Source organism: Alteromonas sp. S005, assembly GCF_036864475.1.
Taxonomy (GTDB): Bacteria; Pseudomonadota; Gammaproteobacteria; order Enterobacterales; family Alteromonadaceae; genus Alteromonas.
The window spans coordinates 200,755-218,797 of record NZ_JAZETN010000005.1; the positions used below are offsets into that span (position 1 = coordinate 200,755).

Below are 18,043 nucleotides of genomic sequence, written 5' to 3' on the forward strand. Positions count from 1 at the left end.
AGTGGCCTTCGTTCGTGTTTAGTTTTTGTAACGCAATAAAGCAAGTCCACTAGCTCGCTGCTCGTTGAATTAGCATTACACCCCGTATTGCTGCTTAAGGCTTTCGGCTCTTTGTTTTGCCGCTTCAGAGGTGAACTCTCTGCTTGCTAAGCGTCGCTGTGCTAACGCTTTTTTATCAAGTTCAAGCAACAAGGCCACGTGATTTAAATACACCTCATCATTAACAATGGGGGCTGTTGAAATTTGTTCATAGAGCTTCAAAGCTTCAGTTTTTTGGCCCTTGGCAATATAAATTTGAGCAAGGGTATCCACGGCATCAGCATTTTCTCGCTGCAGCGATACAGCCTTCTTCGCCAGCTCTTCAGCTCGCTTCAGTTTTTTATCTTCAAATGCTAAATAAGCCAGGTTGTTAAGTACCACGAAATTATCGGGAGTTTTGGTAAGTATAAGCTCGTAGGTATCAATGGCTGCGGCTCTATCTTTTCCTATTTGACGCTCAGCTAACAACATTGCACTTTGAACGTCGTTATTGTGCGTATTTACGTGCTTTTGTAGAAAGCTAAACGCTTGCTCTTTTTTACCTGACATTTCAAGGGCAGCAACAAGCAGCAAAGCATTGTCTGAGTTTGAAGTAGCATCATAAGCTGCTTTAGCGTGTTCAACCGCCTGCTCAGGCGCCTTATCTATAAGGTGTAGACGCGCAATAACGCCCCTTACGAACGGCAGCGACTTAACCTCCTCAGACACATTATTGATAATCTCCCATGCCGGTTTTGATTGACCAAGACGGCTATAAAAATACGCTTTCAAAAGCGTTAGCTGAGCGTCTGGGCGCTTAGACAACACCTTGTTTGTTAACTCTAAACCTTGCTTGAATTGCTTTTGTGAGTCGACAATAAGCAGCTTACCCAACACCGCATTTTTATCTTGTGGATAAAATGATAACCAGCGATCAAAGAAAGCCGTTGCGTCGTTAACATTATTGCTCGCAATAAGTGCCTGACCTTTTAAGTTCCAAAAAGCCTGAGGTGATGACTCGTCACCTTCAACAGCATTCAATAATGAAACCGTTTTATCTAGCTGGTTATTAAGCGAGTACATTCTTGCTAGTAAAAGGCGTAGGTTTACGTCGCTCTTGTTCTCATTAAATTGTGTCTGTGCATGATTAATTACAGCATCTGCATTTCCCTTGTCCATCGCTAGCGCAAACCATAACGCCAGCGCTTGAACGTCCGAGGGATTCTTATCTATGAAGGTGCGAATGAACGCTTCCGCATTGTCTTTTTTGCCTTCAGCAACAAGTAGCTTAGTTCTAGAATACGTGATCTCATTACCCGCATCATCAAGCGCACTCGCTTTGTCGAAATATTGTGCCGCTTCTTGGTATGCCCCTTCTGCCGTTGCAATGTTCCCCAAATAAATCAGGGGCGCCGCAGTCTGTGGTGAAGCCTCATGCCACTCTTTTGCAGCACTTTTTGCTTTTTCCAGCTGATTCGTCGCTATGTAGGCACGCAGTAAGGTTGCCTGTGAGGTGACGGACTCAGGTGCTTGTTCAACCGCTTGTTCGAGGTTTACTAAACCATCGATGTCATTTAGTGAAAGCTGTAAGACCCCTAAACGCGATAAGTCTTCGGCTGTAGTACTCACCCCTTCAGATTTTTCTACCATCTGCTGCGCACCAATGACGTTGCCTTCTCTTAGCAACTGGTAGCTGGCTTTCGAAAACAGGGCCGCATCAACACCCTGCTCACCTTCGACTCTGGCTAACACTTTTAGCGCTTCATCGTTCTCACCTAACTGCAACATACTGTCTGCCAGCATGCGAAGGCCTGGATGATTGTCGGGAAGGCTAGACGCAACCATTGTAAGGTGACGTTGCGCAGCTTCAAAATCTTGTATTTGGTAAGCGCTAAAGCCCGCAACCAAGCGCACCACTTGGTCACTTCTGCCGTTTTGAACGGCTATCTCTAGGTGTTTTAAGGCTTTCGCGTAATTTTCGTTGGCTGACTCAATAATGCCTTTAAAAGTATTTAGCAGCGGATGGTTTTCGTTCAGCACCAACAAGTCATCGACAATAGGCTGAGCGTTATCAAGATCTCTTATCTCAATAAGAAGCGCGGCATACGCAAATTTGCTGGTAACGTCATCAGGAAACTGGCTAACATAAACGCCATATACTTCTGCAGCTTTTTCTGGTTCGCCATTTTGCAGGTAAATTTTGGCAAGCTGTTGCAATACGTCTTTGTTGGTCGGCGCTTGCTCACGCAACGCTTCTGTTGCGGCTAATGCACCTTCCATATCGTTTTCTAGTACGAAGGCATAACTATCAATAAGGCCCTTGTAAACAGAACTTGTATCTAGGGTAGAAAGATCGGCAAGAAGCGCTTGCGCCTCTTCTTTTTTACCAAGCTGCATAAGGGCTTGAAGCTTATAAAAGCCCACTTCTGCTGATTCAACCGCTGTCATTCCTTCTGCGCGATAATCGACTTCAGCGAGGGCGTTTTCCGCTCCCGACTGTTGGTAAGCAAGTGATAACAATGGAATAACTTGGCTAACGGGATGCCCTAAGTCCATCGCTTTGTTCAGCTCTTTCTCTGCCGCCGCATAATTGTTTTGTTGTAGGTACAGTTTGCCTAGTTCAAAGCGAGGTTCTGCCGCATTAGGGGCTTTTTGAATAGCGTTTTTGTATTCAACGATGGCGGCATCAAGCTGCTGTTGAGAGGCATAGTTTCTCGCATCAGCCAAATGGCTTTCCATCGACTTCTCGCTACACCCTGACAAAAGGGCACTGGTTAACATCATTGCTAACGTGGTGCGTTTAATTAATTTGTTTGTTTTATACTTTGTCATTGTAATTCCTTGCCCTTCCTCAGATTTTTGTCGTCTCACTGCTGTTCTTTGTCAAAAGCACTGACCAAATTGCTTATTATTTCATCGAATTTATGCAATTTCGTGGCAACCTGTCCATTATTCGAATATAATACTGTTTTTTGCAACACTGCTGGCAAGCATATCGCGAAATACGCTAAGAATACGCTTCATTAACTCGCCGGACAGGCCAGTTCAACGCTGTATAGCGTCTTGCGATAATAAACCGAAAAAGTACGGTTTAGTCGTATGCCGCACCCTCCTTACTTAATGCACCAGGACCCTTAATGACAACAACTGTCGACATGACATTTAAAGACCTCAATTTACCAGAACCAATCTTACAAGCCCTTGAAAAAGTTGGCTACGAGAAACCGTCTCCTATTCAGGCTGAGAGTATTCCTCTTATTCTTGAAGGACACGATTTACTCGGTCAGGCACAGACAGGGACAGGAAAAACCGCTGCGTTTGCCCTGCCTATGTTGGCAAATATCGATCCTGAGCAACGTAAGCCGCAATTACTGGTATTGGCCCCAACCCGTGAACTAGCTATTCAGGTTGCAGAGGCGTTTCAGGTTTATGCGAGCTTTAGTCAAAAAATTAAAGTACTTCCAGTATACGGCGGTCAGTCGTACGACAACCAAATTCGCCAGCTTAAGCGCGGCGTTCAAGTGGTTGTTGGTACGCCAGGCCGTATCATCGACCACATAAAACGCAAAACACTAGACTTAAGTGAACTTAAGTTCCTAGTGTTAGACGAAGCAGACGAAATGCTTCGCATGGGCTTTATCGATGACGTTGAACTTATTCTTAGCCATGCGCCAGCAGAACGCCAAACTGCGCTGTTCTCGGCAACTATGCCTGGTCCAATTAAGAAAATTACTCAGCGTTATTTAAAAGATCCTAAGCACGTAAAAATCGCATCCAAAGTAAGCACGGCAAGTACTATCCGCCAGCGTTACTGCCAAATTGCACCTCACCACAAACTTGAAGCGCTAACGCGCATCATGGAAGTGGAAGCCTTTGACGGTATGATTATTTTCGTGCGCACCAAAACCGCTACGGTTGAACTGGCTGACAAGCTATCTGCCCGTGGTCATGACGTAGAGCCGCTAAACGGTGATATCCCACAGGCTGCCCGTGAGCGCACTGTTGAAAAACTAAAACAGGGTAAGATAGACATCCTAGTAGCTACTGACGTAGTGGCTCGAGGTCTTGATGTTGAGCGTGTAAGCCACGTTATCAACTACGATATCCCGTATGACAGTGAGTCTTACGTACACCGTATTGGTCGTACTGGTCGTGCTGGTCGTCAAGGTGATGCAATCCTATTTATCTCTCACCGTGAAAAACGCTTGTTGTTCTCTATAGAGAAAACCACTAAGCAGCCTATTGAAGCGATGCCTATTCCTTCAATTAGCGAGATTAATGAGACACGTTTAAGCCGTTTTAAACAATCGGTTGCCGAAGCTACTCAAGACGATAGCATTGAATCATTAATGCCTATTGTTGAAATGATTAAAGAAGAAAACGAAGCATCGCCTGAAACCATCATGGCTGCGCTACTTAAAATTGCGCAAGGCGATGAGCCGTTAATTCTTAAAGAGTCAGATCGACCAGACATTCACAGCAAGCCACCGCGTGATAACCGTGACAGAAATTCTCGTGATGGTCGTGAGAGAAAACCAAGAGTACCACGTGGTAATCGTAAGCCAGAAGAAGGCATGCAGCGCTTCCGCATTGAAGTAGGCCATGTTCACGGCGCGAAACCAGGTAACATTGTTGGCGCTATTGCAAACGAAGCGAACATCAATTCAAAGCACATTGGCGCTATCGAGATTTATGACAACTTCAGTACCGTTGACCTTCCTGATGGCATGCCGAAGGAAACACGCGATACGCTTCAAGGTACCCGTGTTGCCGGCCAACGTTTAAATATTCGCGAATGGTCCGATACGCCACCAGCTAAACGAGAAGGTCGTGGCGATCGTGGTAATCGCGGCGACAGAGCACCTCGCGGCAACCGTGAAGACCGAGGCAATCGCGGAGACCGCGAAAACCGTAAGCGTAAGAACTAAATAGCAATACATTCAGCCTTTATATAACTAATTGCAATATGAAGGCTGTTTTCGTTGTTTTCTAATTAAAAAGAATTGGCGCAAAATAGTGTCAGTTCTTTTTTTGTATATAAAGCTAAGAAAACCTTTATGGATTACTTTCCGCTATTCCTAGACGCTAGAAAACTTAATGTCCTTATTGTTGGGGCCGGTGAAGTGGCAGCCCGTAAGCTAGAGCTTATTATGAAGACACCTGCAACCATTACAGTGGTTGCACCTTGGGTTTGTGACACGGTTAAACAACTAGCGTTAAATGAGAAAGTTACACTGATTGAACGTGAGTTTGAAAATAGCGACCTTACCCATAAAGACATGGTGTTTATTGCCACCGACAAGGGCGATGTTAACCAGTATATTCACGACTTAGCTCGCGCCAACAAAGTGCTCGTTAATGTGGTAGATAACACGCCACTGTGCCAGTTTATTACCCCTTCTATTGTTGACCGTTCGCCTATCGTTATCGCCATGAGTAGTGGTGGTGTTGCGCCAGTTCTGCTGCGTTATTTACGTCAGAAGTTAGAGACTGTTCTGCCGGCCAATTTAAGTCGATTAGGGGCGTTTTCTGAAAAATTCCGCGATAAAGTAAAACAGACACTTAACGGTGTAACCGCAAGACGCTACTTTTGGGAGGACGTTCTTGACGGCGACATTGCAGAAATGGTTGAAAAGGGCCAAGACCAAAAAGCTGATGAAGCGTTTGACTTAGCATTGCAAGCTGCCGCTGAAGACAAAAAAGTCGACGGGCAAGTTTATTTGGTAGGGGCAGGTCCTGGCGATCCAGACTTACTTACCTTTCGCGCCCTTCGCTTAATGCAAAAAGCCGATGTGGTTGTTTACGACCGTTTAGTTTCGCCACAAATTCTTGAGCTTGTGCGTCGCGATGCTGAGAAAATCTATGTAGGTAAGGCCAAAAGCAATCACACGCTTCCTCAGGACGATATTAATCAGCTAATGGTTGATGAAGCGAAAAAAGGTAATCGCGTGGTGCGCTTGAAAGGCGGCGACCCCTTCATATTCGGTCGTGGCGGAGAAGAAATTCAAACCCTTATTCAGCACGGTATTGAGTTTCAAGTGGTTCCCGGCATTACTGCAGCAAGCGGCGCATCAAGCTATGCAGGTATTCCGCTTACTCATAGAGACCATGCACAGTCTGTGGTATTCGCCACTGGCCACTTAAGAAATGGCACCATTGACCTTAATTGGCCTGCCCTTGCACAAAAAAACCAAACCGCTGTGTTCTATATGGGTCTAACGGGTTTACCCATCATTTGTGAAAAAATGATTGAGCATGGGCTTGATGCCTCTACACCAATAGCACTGGTTCAGTCAGCCACTACAGAAAAGCAGCAGGTATTAACGGGGACGCTTGAAGACATTGTTGCTAAGCAGGAAAAAGCGCAGCTCCAGCCTCCTACACTTATTATTGTGGGTAGCGTTGTGAGTCTTCACAATGAATTAAACTGGTTTCAAGAATAGGCGACGCATGTCGCCTTTTTAATTGATGAACTCCTAAACTTACCGCACCTAATCATCCCTTCGGGCCGAATGCATCATATACTTGTTTTTTACACACAGGTGCGCATACTCAGTGATGTTATGAACATAACGGATAAGGGTTGATAAACAGTGTGAAGAGTCTTGCACAGGCAGCAACAAGAAATGCGTTGAAAAGATATGTCTTCGTGTCTCGATTTCACGGGTTCAGCACATTAAAAGCAGCTAGCATGCATATGCTGTTTTTCAGCTTTTTCCTATCATCTGCTGCACACAGCGAACAGCTCAAATACAGCAAAGTTAACACGGATACTGGGGTAAATTTTAGCTACGAATGGCTAGATAACGATAACACGCGACAATCTATTTCTTTTGAGTTATCTAAAAGTGCATTGAAAGAAGCTCCCTCTCAGCAAGCTAACTACAAGCCGAAAATAGCACAGCGATACATCATTGTTGCATTAACCAAAGAAGCCAAAAAAATAGATCCTAAAGTTGCGCGTGTGAAGATAACGCCCAAAAGAGAGTCTATTGATATCCAGGTTACAGGGTCAGATGAAGCAAAGGTTGAAGAAATACTCAGTAAATTAAAAGCTATTCAGCAGCAAGAGTACGATAAGTACTTGCGAGATCATTACTTTACGCGCTTCACAACCTTGTTTAATCAAAAGGCGGTAAAACCGGACCACGTGCGATATGTTGCTGAGTCGGTAAAACCGTTAATAGCAGCATCCCAGGCGTTTTACGAAAAAGTTGCCTCAAAATCAGACTCTAGAGCTTATTTTTCATTAATTCTTAGTTGGCTTCAAAGTATCCCCTACGACACTTTGGAAGACAGAGTAGTAAGTAATGGCTCTGGCTATGCGCCGCCTGTAAGCGTACTTATGCAGAACCTTGGTGATTGCGATAGTAAGGCAGTACTGGCGTCTTCAATGGTGCGCGCGTTTTTACCTTCTACAAAAATGATCATGGTATTTTTACCAAATCATGCCTTGCTCGGTATTGCATTGACACCTATTGAAGATGACAAAACTATTGAGCACGAGGGAAACACCTACGTGCTCTATGATCCAACCGGCCCAGCACTCATTCCTTTCGGGCAAGTATCCGAAGATACAGAGCGCTACATTGTGACCGGGCGCTATCAAGTGGAAGTGGTAGAGTAAGTTTCATCTACATTTGCCTGTTATTCCCTGAATAGAACATCACTTCATTGCCAATCACACTGTTGGTAGATTTATCGACAATAACAAAGTTAACAGACTGCATGGAGTTAGCCATTGGTGATAAAGCTTCAACTGAAAACGGCACATTTCGCTTTTCGCCTGGAGCTACGTTTATGGTCGGTACGTTAATAAGCTGCATATCTGATGACGTATCTATAGCAATTTCATAGGTTTTGGCCACGCGGGATTTATTTAAGACGGTTAACGTATAAGTGTTTTCAATGTGTCCCGCGTTGTTCTCTCTGTAAAGCGCGTTGCGGTCACGGCTAATTGAAGCTTCGAAGTCCCGCCTGTCGATAGCCCACTCGCCCATTGCGAGCAGTATGGCAATGATTGCTGCGCCGTAAAGATAGTTAGTGAATTTACGCCCAGAATTTCTGCCGGCTCGGGTAAAATTTATAAGTTTGAGTGGATAGCCAAATTTGGCCATGACCTTATCGCATGCGTCAATACACAGGCCACAGTTAATGCACTCGTACTGAATTCCTTCACGTACGTCTATGCCTGCTGGGCAGACTTGAACACATAAATTACAATCGACACAATCGCCCAGGCCTTTATGCTGTGAAAAACGCTTCCTTGGGCCGCGACTTTCTCCTCTGGTTTCGTTGTAAGTGACCAATGACGTACTGTTATCAAACATCGCAGCTTGAAAGCGAGAATAGGGGCACATGTGCGTGCACATTTTCTCTCGAAGCCAACCGGCATTGGCATAAGTGCAAACGGCAAAGAAAATTGTCCAGCCTGAAATTAACGCAGGCGCAGAGAAAGTAAAAAACTCCGTGTATAGACGAGATGCCGGATAGAAGTAAGACATAAATACCAGTGCAGTAATAATACTTAATGCCAACCATGCAACGTGCTTTGCCCCTTTCACTGCTACTTTTTTTAGCGAACTAGGCTGCTTATCTAAAGCCTTACTTTGATTGTGCGTACCTTCAATGCGGCGCTCTACCCAATTGAAAGCGAGTGTCCATACGGTTTGAGGGCAAGTAAAACCACACCATACTCGCCCGTAATGACGGGTGACTAAAAACAAAACAAAAGCCGCAAGAATAAACAGAAAGGCAAAAATCATGAGGTCTTGTGGATACAACACCCATGCAAAAAGTGTGAGGGTTTGACGCCCTACATCAAACAAAATCGCCTGCTGTCCTTGGTATTGAATAAAGGGAAGCGCAACAAACAGCGTCACTAATACTACATTCAAGTATCGACGTATTTTTTGAAAGTGCCCGGTTTCCTCACGGATATAGATTTTTTTGCTTTCTACGGGTGTACAAGCAATGATGTCTTCTTGCCGAATTTTAACTGCCGTCATTAGCTTTCTCCGAAAATTTTGCGCTAATGGTAGGGATTTAAGGCCGTTAAAATAGAAACAGATTAGGGGTTTCTTTATAGATCAGTTGCAATAGATTTTAAGGCGTAGATATTTAAGGTGTAGGCTTTGAAGTCGCAGATTTTTAAGGTGAATGTTTTTCTTGTTTTCAAACCTGCACCCTATACATAATGTGCAAAAACTACGGTTTGCGTTACACAGAGTGATAACGCGTTATTTATGAAAGACTTTTTATAAATAGCGAAAGCTTAAGCAGTTGATTGCGCTTCGCTTCATTCAGAGCAAACGATGCATTTAAACGAAAACAATGGTTAAACTCATTGGTTAAGCTAAACAGTTTTCCTGGCGCAATGGTGATGTGTAAACGCAACGCTTCTTTATAAATAGCCATTGCATTAACATGCCCCCGGCATTCCACCCACAAAAAATAGCCGCCGCTATGTGTATGAATAGTCGCAACGTCTGATAGAAGGTCGGTAAGCAGCGCCGTTATCGTCTTCTTACGAGCGATGAGTTTTTTTCGCAGCTGCTTTAAATGAGACTCGTAATTTTTTGTGGATAAATAGTCTACAAGCGCAAGCTGTATCGGCGCACTGGTTGCCAATGTACTCATAAGCTGCTGTTTTTGTATTTCAAGGGCACGCTTACCTGCGGCGACCCACCCTATTCTGTACCCTGCCACTAAAGACTTGGAGAACGATGAACACAACATGCTATCTCCCTCTTTCATAAAATGCTTAATTGGCAGAGGTGGACGCTTATCAGCATAAAGCTCGGCATACACATCATCTTCAATAAGGGCAACATTATACTTATCCAGTAACGCGGCCACCTGCTGTTTTTGAACGTCACTCAATGAGTATCCAACAGGATTTTGAAAGTTGCTCATAAGCCAGCAGGCTTTCACATTATGATTTTTAAATGCGCGCTCAAGTGCTGCTACATCTAGGCCAGTGTTGGGTGATACCGTTACAGTAATCGCTTTTAGACCTAAACGTTGAAGCGCCTGCAGCGTTCCGTAAAACACCGGCGACTCAACAACCACCCAGTCTCCTGGTGTGGTGCATGCCTGCAAACTCAAGTTCAGCGCCTCTAGCGCACCAGCGGTAATAATGATTTCATCAGGCGATATATTCACGCCTTTGGCGGCATAGCGCTTAGCGATGATTTTTCTAAGGTCCAGGTTACCTGGAGGCAAATTATCCATGGCGCTGGTCAAGGAAATTTGCTGGGCGGCAGCTGCAATAGACTTATTTAAATGTTGCCTTGGATAAAGGCTTGGGTCGGGGTACGCAAATCCTAAACTGAACATGTGAGGGTCGCGAGAGGCCTGCAGCACTTCATATACAAAGTCGTTAATGCTGACGGCTTCCGTGGCCTGTACACGTTCTTTTGAGGCATTGCTCGCTTTAGCTGTTACCAGAAAGCCCGAACGTTCTTGGGAGCTGACCATGCCTTGGCTTTCTAACATCTGATAGGCGTGCAGCACTGTCATTAGGCTGAAGCCTGTTTGTGCTGCCTGTTTGCGAAGCGATGGGAGTTTTTCGTTTTCTACCCACACGCCGCGCTCAATCTGCTCTTTAAGTTGGTGAGCTAAAGCTTCGTATTTAGCCACGTTATACTCCGATATTTCCCACCAGCGGAGTATAACAGTGAGGACAGTATTCTGTTATAAAAACAATACTGCCAATTTACGCGTTATCTTAGGTTAAAGATTTTCTTCAGCAAAACTCGCAAGACGACTTCTTACCACGCCGTCTAGGTTAATGGTGGCACTGCCCGAAAAGTCTTTAAACTTCTCAACCAAGTACGTTAGGCCCGAGGTCACTGCGCTCAGATAGTTACTGTCAATCTGCGCGAGGTTACCGCCCACTATCAGCTTTGTTCCTTCACCACAGCGTGTGATGATCGTTTTAAGCTGTGACGCGGTTAAGTTCTGCGACTCATCCAAAATCACAATCGCATTTTGAATACTTCGGCCTCGCATAAAGTTTACCGACTTGTACTGAATGTTGGCTTTTTCCATGATGTAATTCATAGAACCTTTGGTATTTTCGTCGTGCTTGTGGAGTACTTCCAAAGAATCGGTAATTGCTGCCAACCAAGGCAACATTTTTTCTTCTTCCGTTCCCGGCAAGAAGCCAATGGACTCAGCAATTTCCGGCGTGCTTCGCGTGACAATGATTTTGTCATACATGTTACGCTCTACCACCATTTCAAGGGCTGCAGCTAACGCAAGGAGCGTTTTACCACTACCGGCAGGGCCTGTGAGAATAACCATATCAATGTGTGGGTCTAGCAGCGCATGAAGCGCCATGGCCTGCCCTATATTTTTGGGTGTGATGCCCCAGGCATGACGACCCATCAAGCGTTCATAACCTAAATCCAACACCTCTAAATGATCGTCGGTGATCTCTTCTACTAAACCTGCAAACTGTTTAGTTTCGTCGAGCAAAAACTCGTTTACATACGCTTCTGGCAACATAGACTTGGGGATAGTGTGAATAGTGTCGCGCCCTTCGCTGCGGCTATCCACGCTTTTTACGCTGTCCCAAAAATTACCTTCAAAGGTATGAAACCCGCGAGATAGATATTTGATGTCAGTAATTAGCTGGTCGGTGCGGTAGTCTTCAACATGAGCGAGGCCTGCCCCTTTCGCTTTAAGGCGCATGTTTAAGTCTTTGGTAACCAACACCACTTTTTGCGGCGCGAACGTCTTTTGCAAGTGCAGCGCTACGTTAATAATGCGGTTGTCATTCTCGTTGCTGGTAAACACTTGCTGAGCCTCAACCATGTTGAGGTCGGCGAATATAGATAGACTCCCTGTAGGTGCCGTTTGACCCGCGCCCAACCCTTCCATCGATACACCCGCTAGCATATCTTCTGGCGTTGCGTCGTGGAGTAAATCCTCCATTGCCCGAATGGATACCCGTGCATCACGCGCCACGTCTTTTTTGCTGTCTTTGATGTAGTCGAGCTCTTCCAATACGGTCATTGGAATAACAACGTCATGTTCTTTAAAGGAGAGAAAAGCGTGAGGTTCGTGCAGCAGAATATTGGTATCGAGGACGTAAATCTTAGTATCGGTAGAATTTTTTCTTGGCATCCTTCACTCCGGTAAATAAAGCCAGGTTAGACGTATTGTTCATTTATGAACGCACGCGCTAACAAGCTACAGTTACGGTTGTAGGAGAATGCCGCTCGAAACAGGACTTCTTCCCCTACTCGCGTCGACTGAGAAGCAGTACTACTCTTTCTGCCTCAAAGGTTCGTTTGTTAAATTAGCGAACCCTTAATTCCACCATAATCCAGTTTTTGAGATTTAGCACTGTTTTTTCTTTTTTATTTTTCGTTAGAGCAAGTGATAAGCGAAGAGCAGTCCCTTCACGTAATATGAGATAGCACAGCGCTCCCATTCTGCATTAACAAGAAACTGGCATACTTGGTTCGTAACAAATGTTCACACTTTAACTACAGTTAGCGCAGCTTTAGTTGCGTTTTTAATACCCAAATAGGCTAAGGTGTATTTGTTGAAGCGGTGAATTAAACACGGGTGCTAACCCAATGCCACAACACCTCAATAAAGTGGATGCGTTTAAATTAATAACACTCAGGGAAAGATCAGCTATGAATTGGCTTAACATCACAAAAATAAAAACGGCCATAAGCATGACGTTAGCGCTACTAGCGTGCTTTAACGTTGAAATTGCATGGGCGAATAGCCAAGGGCACAATGATTCTTCCCCTTCTACCATTCTAATCAAGGTTGAGAAAAGCACGGCTGACACGCCTGAAAAATGGGTAGTCACCTACACATTAACTACGCCAGCCAAAACGCTGGCTTTTGTTAGAAACCCAGACACATCAAGAACAACTCGTTGGTTTTCGCAAGACAACGACATAGAAATCGTCTTTGATGACACCAAACACCAAGAACTTGTGCGCTCAAAGTCGGGCATGCCCCTCTCTACCGTGTCATTTTTACTGACGCCCACCTATAAACACTTGGGTAAAGATTACGCACCATTTTCTCCTTTTTCTGATGGTGGAAATGCCTTTCACTCTGGGCGACTGTTTGCTTGTGCTAATGCCTGTACTGAAGAAGATAATAAATGGCACCTGACAATCAATGTTCCCAGTGATGAACACATAGTGTTGAATGGCAAAGTAGTGAAAAACAGCGTGTCGTGGACAGATAACAATGATGGAAGAGTCGTGTATGTGGGTAAGCAACAGCCAATTATTACCGATGATGTGGTTGCCCTAATTGATCCCGGGCTTCCTGAAAGCATTAAAGCTTCGCTAGAAGAAGATATACCCAACATGATGGCGTTTTTCTCCCATTCTCTTAATCCGCTTAAGGGCGAAAAGCCCATGTTATTTGCCTCTTATGCAAACGTAGATGATCACTCTACACAAGGCGGCACACTACCTAACCAGATATTTATGCATTGGAACAGACAAGACTTAAATGAGCAGGCCGATAACAGCAGCTTTGTTAACCAAACACTTTGGTTCTTTGCTCACGAAGTCGCCCATTTATATCAGCCCGGCAGTACCGAAGGTGTATCAGAAAACGAGGAGCAGTCTTGGCTGCACGAGGGCAACGCCGACTACTTTGCGGCAATCGCCATGAACTTCCTCTACGAAGACGCCAATAGCTACGTTGAAAGCCGAATGACCCGCGCTTTCGAGAGCTGTACTGAAGGGCTGGCGCAGACAACGCTGGCTCGTGCTTATAAAAACGGGCACTTCAATCTTTATTATTCATGCGGGATGATAATGCACCGCGCCATCGATAGCGTGGTGCAACAAAAAACGTTAGGTGAGGAGTCGCTGTTCACCGTATGGAAGCGACTTCAAAAAGCAGTGAATAGTGGCATGCCGCCTGGCACAGCGACGTTCTTAACCTTGTTAGAACCTTACAATGCACCTGAACTTATCAAAGCCATCAATAATGCAACGAGCGATGATGCTTTAAAAGCCATTCAAGGAATTGAAACTTTGTACCATTTACCTGAATAGGCTACTTAATAAAGTAGCCTATTGCTTTATATTCGCCATCAACTTCCACCATAGAAAGGGTCTCTACTTTCATTGTGGTTTTTGAATCAAAGTCAGTGGTGAACGACAAGATCAGGTAGTTTCCTTTAGGCAATCCTGGCAGTGAAGTTGGCGCTTGCGCTAACGCAATTTCCCTCGATTTAGCTACACCCAATGGCTCCCTGACTAGCTGCATTGCCTCTGCCCATTTAGCTATTGAAATACCGCTTCTAAAAATAGCCCCACTCTCTTTCCAGCTTTGTTCATATTCGCCGCTGTCGATAAGTTCCAACCAGCTTTTTGCATCTTCAAGGACTTCGCTACTAACATTAACTGGCTTGCCCGCTTCAATTACTTGGTTGTTACCATTGTTCGCATTGACCGTTTGCGCATAATAAATAGCAAAAAACAAACTGATGGCGAGCGCTAGCGTGATCCAAAGAACATGTTGGGGATTCAACGACGTTGGGCGGTCACCCTGCTGAGCTACCGCACTGTCGTCCGCAGTAGAAATTTGCGTGGCTGGCTGTACTTGAGCATGACTTGGGGTGGCGTAGGATTCCCCCATTAAAAGCGCATCGGGCGTCGTTTCGAAAACCGAAGCAAGTGCGCCTATTGAATCGTGTGATGCAGATTGTGTTTTCTCAATTCGCTGAATAGTACGCAAACTCAATCCAGACACATCTGCCAGATGCTGCTGACTCCATGCCTTAGCATTGCGAAGTTGTATAAGCTTTTGACTGTCTACTTTCATATCCATCTCGCGCTTCCTCCTGTTAGCTGCGCTTCTCATACGTTAAAAACGTAACGCGGTTAACAGTAAGAAATATCCATGGTCAGTGATACGACAGTTTTACGCCAACCTTGTGACAAAGCAAGCCTGATGGGCACGTTAACGCTCTTATTCTTTTGCTACCAGCACTCTCGTTGTGAAGTAATGAGGCCTACTAGTGCTAATCGTTTTGTTGACACAGAGACATCGGTACCCAATCGCGCCCCCACCTGCAACCGCAAATCAAATGAGCTAGTATTAATGACTTATCACAACGCAATGCGTACAATACCGCCCCCCGAAAAATAGGTTGGTGATTTATGAGTTCAGATAGTCAATTTTCAGTTGGTCAGCGTTGGTTAAGCAACACAGAAATAGAGCTGGGGTTAGGTGTCGTTATTGGTAGCGACTTCCGTTCAGTCGAAGTGTTGTATCCAGCAACAGGCGAAGCGCGAAAGTATACTAAGCAAGATGCGCCACTTACGCGACTAATTTTTGAAATTGGCGAAACGGTCAAAAGCCAAGACGGCTGGGAAATGACGATTACTGAAAAAGAAGAAAGCCAAGATCTTTTCATCTATCACGGGCTTCGCGAAGACACCAAAGCGCAAGCGCGATTGCCTGAAACCATGCTAGACAGCCACATTCGCTTGAACCAACCTGAAAAGCGCCTGTTCAGTCAGCAATTAGACAACCCTAAATGGTTCGATTTGCGCGAGCGTGCTTTAGATCATCAATACGATTACTTACGTTCAAACACCATTGGTCTTGCTGGTGCGCGCATATCGCTTATACCGCACCAACTCCACATTGCGTCAGAGGTAGGCGGCAGACACGCACCTCGCGTATTACTTGCCGATGAAGTAGGTCTTGGTAAAACCATTGAAGCCGCGCTGATTATTCACCAACAGCTTAAAACCGGCCGTGCAGAGCGCGTGCTTATTTTGGTTCCAGACTCGCTCATGCACCAATGGTTAGTTGAAATGCTTCGCCGCGTTAACCTTCCTTTTGCCATTTACGATGAGAGTCGTTGCGAGGCGATAGAGAAGAGCGAAGGCTTAGAAGATGACGAAACGTCTGACGCGAGCGCGGTGAATCAATTTGAAAACGACCAGCTGGTACTTTGTAGTATCGACTTCCTAAGCAAGAGCGAAAAACGCCAGCAACAAATTCAAGCCGCAGGATGGGATTTAATGGTTGTCGATGAAGCCCATCACCTTGCGTGGTCAAGTGAGGCTCCCTCTGCCGAATACCTGTGTGTAGAAGCGCTGGCAAACCAAACACCCGGTGTATTACTGCTTACCGCAACGCCTGATCAACTTGGTCACGAAAGCCACTTTGCCCGCTTGCGTTTGCTCGACCCGGCTCGCTTCCATAGCTACGATGCATTCTTAGATGAAGAATCGAAATACAGCCAGCTGGCCGATGCGGTAGCGCCATTACTTTCAGACGCCGAGCCTAACGACAAACAACGCAGCAAGCTCGCTGAATTCGCGCCTGACGTAATGGAACATGCGGGTGATTTAAGCTCGCCAGAAAATCGCCATGCGTTGCTACACCAACTTATCGATTGTCACGGCACAGGTCGTATGCTGTTTAGAAACCGCCGCGCCAATATCGAAGGCTTTCCGGAGCGTAAATTAAGCGCCTACGAATTAGCTTTGCCTGAGGTTTATTCAGATGCCGTGAGCGGCGGCGACTTAACCTATTCACTGTATCCTGAACGTATGGCAAGCGTGGTTAACAGCTGGACCAAGCATGACCCGCGCGTTGAATGGCTGCTTGATTTCATGCAAAGCGTTAAACCAGAAAAGATTCTGCTTATTTGCGCAAGTGCCCGCACAGCGCAAGAGTTAGGTGAGGTTATTCGCACGCAAACCGGTATTCGCCATAGTGTATTCCACGAAGGCATGAGCATTGTTGAACGCGACAAGGCGGCCCATTATTTTGCGGATGAGGAAGACGGCGCACAAATTCTACTGTGTAGTGAAATAGGCAGCGAAGGTCGTAACTTCCAGTTCGCTCACCATTTGGTGCTGTTCGATTTGCCTATTACGCCAGATCTGCTTGAACAACGTATTGGTCGTCTTGACCGTATTGGCCAAACCCAAACCGTACAAATTCACGTGCCGTATTTAGCGAAAACCGCGCAGCACGTATTGCTAGACTGGTATCACGAAGGGCTGAATGCCTTCGAGAAAACCTGCCCTACGGGCTCTGGTGTGTTTGACGACGTGAAGCCATTGCTTATTGGTGCCTGCTTACACCCTGACGATATGAGCGCCCGTGACGAGCTAGTGAACATGAGTGTTACGCTTAATAGCCAGCTCGTAGCGCAACTAGAAGCCGGTCGCGATCGTCTTCTAGAGCTTAATGCTTCGGGAGAGGGCCGCGTAGAACAACTGCTTGAAGACATTATTACCCTTGATAGCGAACAAGATTTATCCCGCTTTATGGGTCGCGTATTCGATGCTATCGGTGTTCAGCAGGATGAAAAAGGCAATGACTGCTTTATTCTTATGCCAACCGAATCGATGGTGAGCCAGCTTCCAGGTCTTGACCCAGAAGGCATGACGGTTACTTACAAGCGCCGTGTTGCCACCACGCTAGAAAACGTGCAGTTTTTAAGTTGGGATCATCCACTTGTGCATACCGCCATGGACGTAGTACTTACCGACGTACACGGAAAAAGCAGCATGGGCTTCATTGCCGAGCCGTCTTTGCCAAAAGGCGCTTATTGGGTTGAGGCGTTGTTTGTGCTGCAGGCGCAAGCGCCTAAAACGCTTCAGTTAGGCCGCTTCTTACCTCAAACGCCAGTGCGAGTGTGTTTAGATGCGCAAGGAAACCCGTCTGAATTAAGCTTCGACGTTAAGCGTAAAATTGGACGTAAGATCTCGGCTCAGCTTCTAAAAGCCTTGCAACAGCCGCTTGAGCTTGCCATTGAAAAGGCGCGTAAGCTTGCCCATCAGCAAGCTAACCAAAAGCAACACGACGCACTTAACAGCATGCACAGCACGCTTAATGAAGAAATACAGCGCTTGCGCGATCTTCAAAAGCGTAACCCAGCAGTACGTGACAGCGAAATTGAGTTTATTGAAACGCAAATGAACGCCCTTGATAAAGTTATTCAGGATGCAGATGTTCAGCTGGACGCCATTCGTATTGTGGTAAATAACCCGTAGCC

10 protein-coding genes are annotated in these 18,043 nt (G+C 45.7%); 5 read left to right on the top strand and 5 right to left on the bottom strand.

The window, feature by feature from the left end:
- Positions 1–75: 75 nt before the first annotated feature.
- The gene (gene prsT / locus V7R55_RS08880) at positions 76–2,850 is read right to left on the bottom strand and encodes an XrtA/PEP-CTERM system TPR-repeat protein PrsT (protein ID WP_334059147.1); all 2,775 of its coding nucleotides are present in this window, start codon (positions 2,848–2,850) and stop codon (positions 76–78) included.
- Between the two features lie 305 nt (positions 2,851–3,155).
- On the opposite strand from prsT, the gene V7R55_RS08885 reads away from it, so the two are divergent.
- The 3 genes from V7R55_RS08885 to V7R55_RS08895 all read left to right on the top strand — a co-directional run bounded on the left by V7R55_RS08885 (position 3,156) and on the right by V7R55_RS08895 (position 7,645).
- A complete protein-coding gene (locus V7R55_RS08885) occupies positions 3,156–4,946 on the top strand; it encodes a DEAD/DEAH box helicase (protein WP_334059148.1) in 1,791 nt (596 codons plus the stop codon).
- Positions 4,947–5,075: 129 nt separating this feature from the next.
- Entirely contained in the window at positions 5,076–6,461 is a 1,386-nt protein-coding gene (gene cysG / locus V7R55_RS08890; protein ID WP_334059149.1) for a siroheme synthase CysG, read from the top strand.
- A 206-nt stretch (positions 6,462–6,667) separates the two neighbouring features.
- The gene (locus V7R55_RS08895) at positions 6,668–7,645 is read left to right on the top strand and encodes a hypothetical protein (RefSeq protein ID WP_334059150.1); all 978 of its coding nucleotides are present in this window, start codon (positions 6,668–6,670) and stop codon (positions 7,643–7,645) included.
- A gap of 7 nt (positions 7,646–7,652) precedes the next feature.
- Here V7R55_RS08895 and ccoG read toward each other — a convergent pair whose 3' ends face one another.
- From ccoG to V7R55_RS08910, 3 genes are all read right to left on the bottom strand, one after another.
- Positions 7,653–9,026: a cytochrome c oxidase accessory protein CcoG gene (gene ccoG / locus V7R55_RS08900; RefSeq protein WP_334059151.1), complete on the bottom strand. Its 1,374-nt coding sequence runs from the start codon at positions 9,024–9,026 to the stop codon at positions 7,653–7,655.
- A gap of 235 nt (positions 9,027–9,261) precedes the next feature.
- The gene (locus V7R55_RS08905) at positions 9,262–10,659 is read right to left on the bottom strand and encodes an aminotransferase-like domain-containing protein (protein ID WP_334059152.1); all 1,398 of its coding nucleotides are present in this window, start codon (positions 10,657–10,659) and stop codon (positions 9,262–9,264) included.
- A 93-nt stretch (positions 10,660–10,752) separates the two neighbouring features.
- Entirely contained in the window at positions 10,753–12,150 is a 1,398-nt protein-coding gene (locus tag V7R55_RS08910) for a PhoH family protein (RefSeq protein ID WP_014978266.1), read from the bottom strand.
- A gap of 521 nt (positions 12,151–12,671) precedes the next feature.
- On the opposite strand from V7R55_RS08910, the gene V7R55_RS08915 reads away from it, so the two are divergent.
- Complete coding sequence (locus V7R55_RS08915; protein WP_334059153.1) at positions 12,672–14,069, top strand: hypothetical protein; 1,398 nt, start codon at positions 12,672–12,674, stop codon at positions 14,067–14,069.
- A 1-nt stretch (position 14,070) separates the two neighbouring features.
- On the opposite strand, the gene V7R55_RS08920 is transcribed toward V7R55_RS08915, so the two are convergent.
- Positions 14,071–14,847, bottom strand: a complete 777-nt coding sequence (locus V7R55_RS08920) for a DUF4019 domain-containing protein (RefSeq protein WP_334059154.1) — start codon at positions 14,845–14,847, stop codon at positions 14,071–14,073.
- Positions 14,848–15,179: 332 nt separating this feature from the next.
- Between V7R55_RS08920 and rapA the strand changes: the two genes are divergently transcribed.
- Positions 15,180–18,041, top strand: a complete 2,862-nt coding sequence (gene rapA, locus V7R55_RS08925) for an RNA polymerase-associated protein RapA (RefSeq protein WP_334059155.1) — start codon at positions 15,180–15,182, stop codon at positions 18,039–18,041.
- The last annotated feature ends 2 nt before the right edge of the window (positions 18,042–18,043 follow it).

Coding starts and splice junctions, on each gene's coding strand:
- prsT (WP_334059147.1), bottom strand. CDS start 2,850: ATGACAAAGTATAAAACAAACAAATTAATTAAACGCACCACGTTAGCA.
- V7R55_RS08885 (WP_334059148.1), top strand. CDS start 3,156: ATGACAACAACTGTCGACATGACATTTAAAGACCTCAATTTACCAGAA.
- cysG (WP_334059149.1), top strand. CDS start 5,076: ATGGATTACTTTCCGCTATTCCTAGACGCTAGAAAACTTAATGTCCTT.
- ccoG (WP_334059151.1), bottom strand. CDS start 9,026: ATGACGGCAGTTAAAATTCGGCAAGAAGACATCATTGCTTGTACACCC.
- V7R55_RS08910 (WP_014978266.1), bottom strand. CDS start 12,150: ATGCCAAGAAAAAATTCTACCGATACTAAGATTTACGTCCTCGATACC.
- V7R55_RS08915 (WP_334059153.1), top strand. CDS start 12,672: ATGAATTGGCTTAACATCACAAAAATAAAAACGGCCATAAGCATGACG.
- V7R55_RS08920 (WP_334059154.1), bottom strand. CDS start 14,847: ATGGATATGAAAGTAGACAGTCAAAAGCTTATACAACTTCGCAATGCT.
- rapA (WP_334059155.1), top strand. CDS start 15,180: ATGAGTTCAGATAGTCAATTTTCAGTTGGTCAGCGTTGGTTAAGCAAC.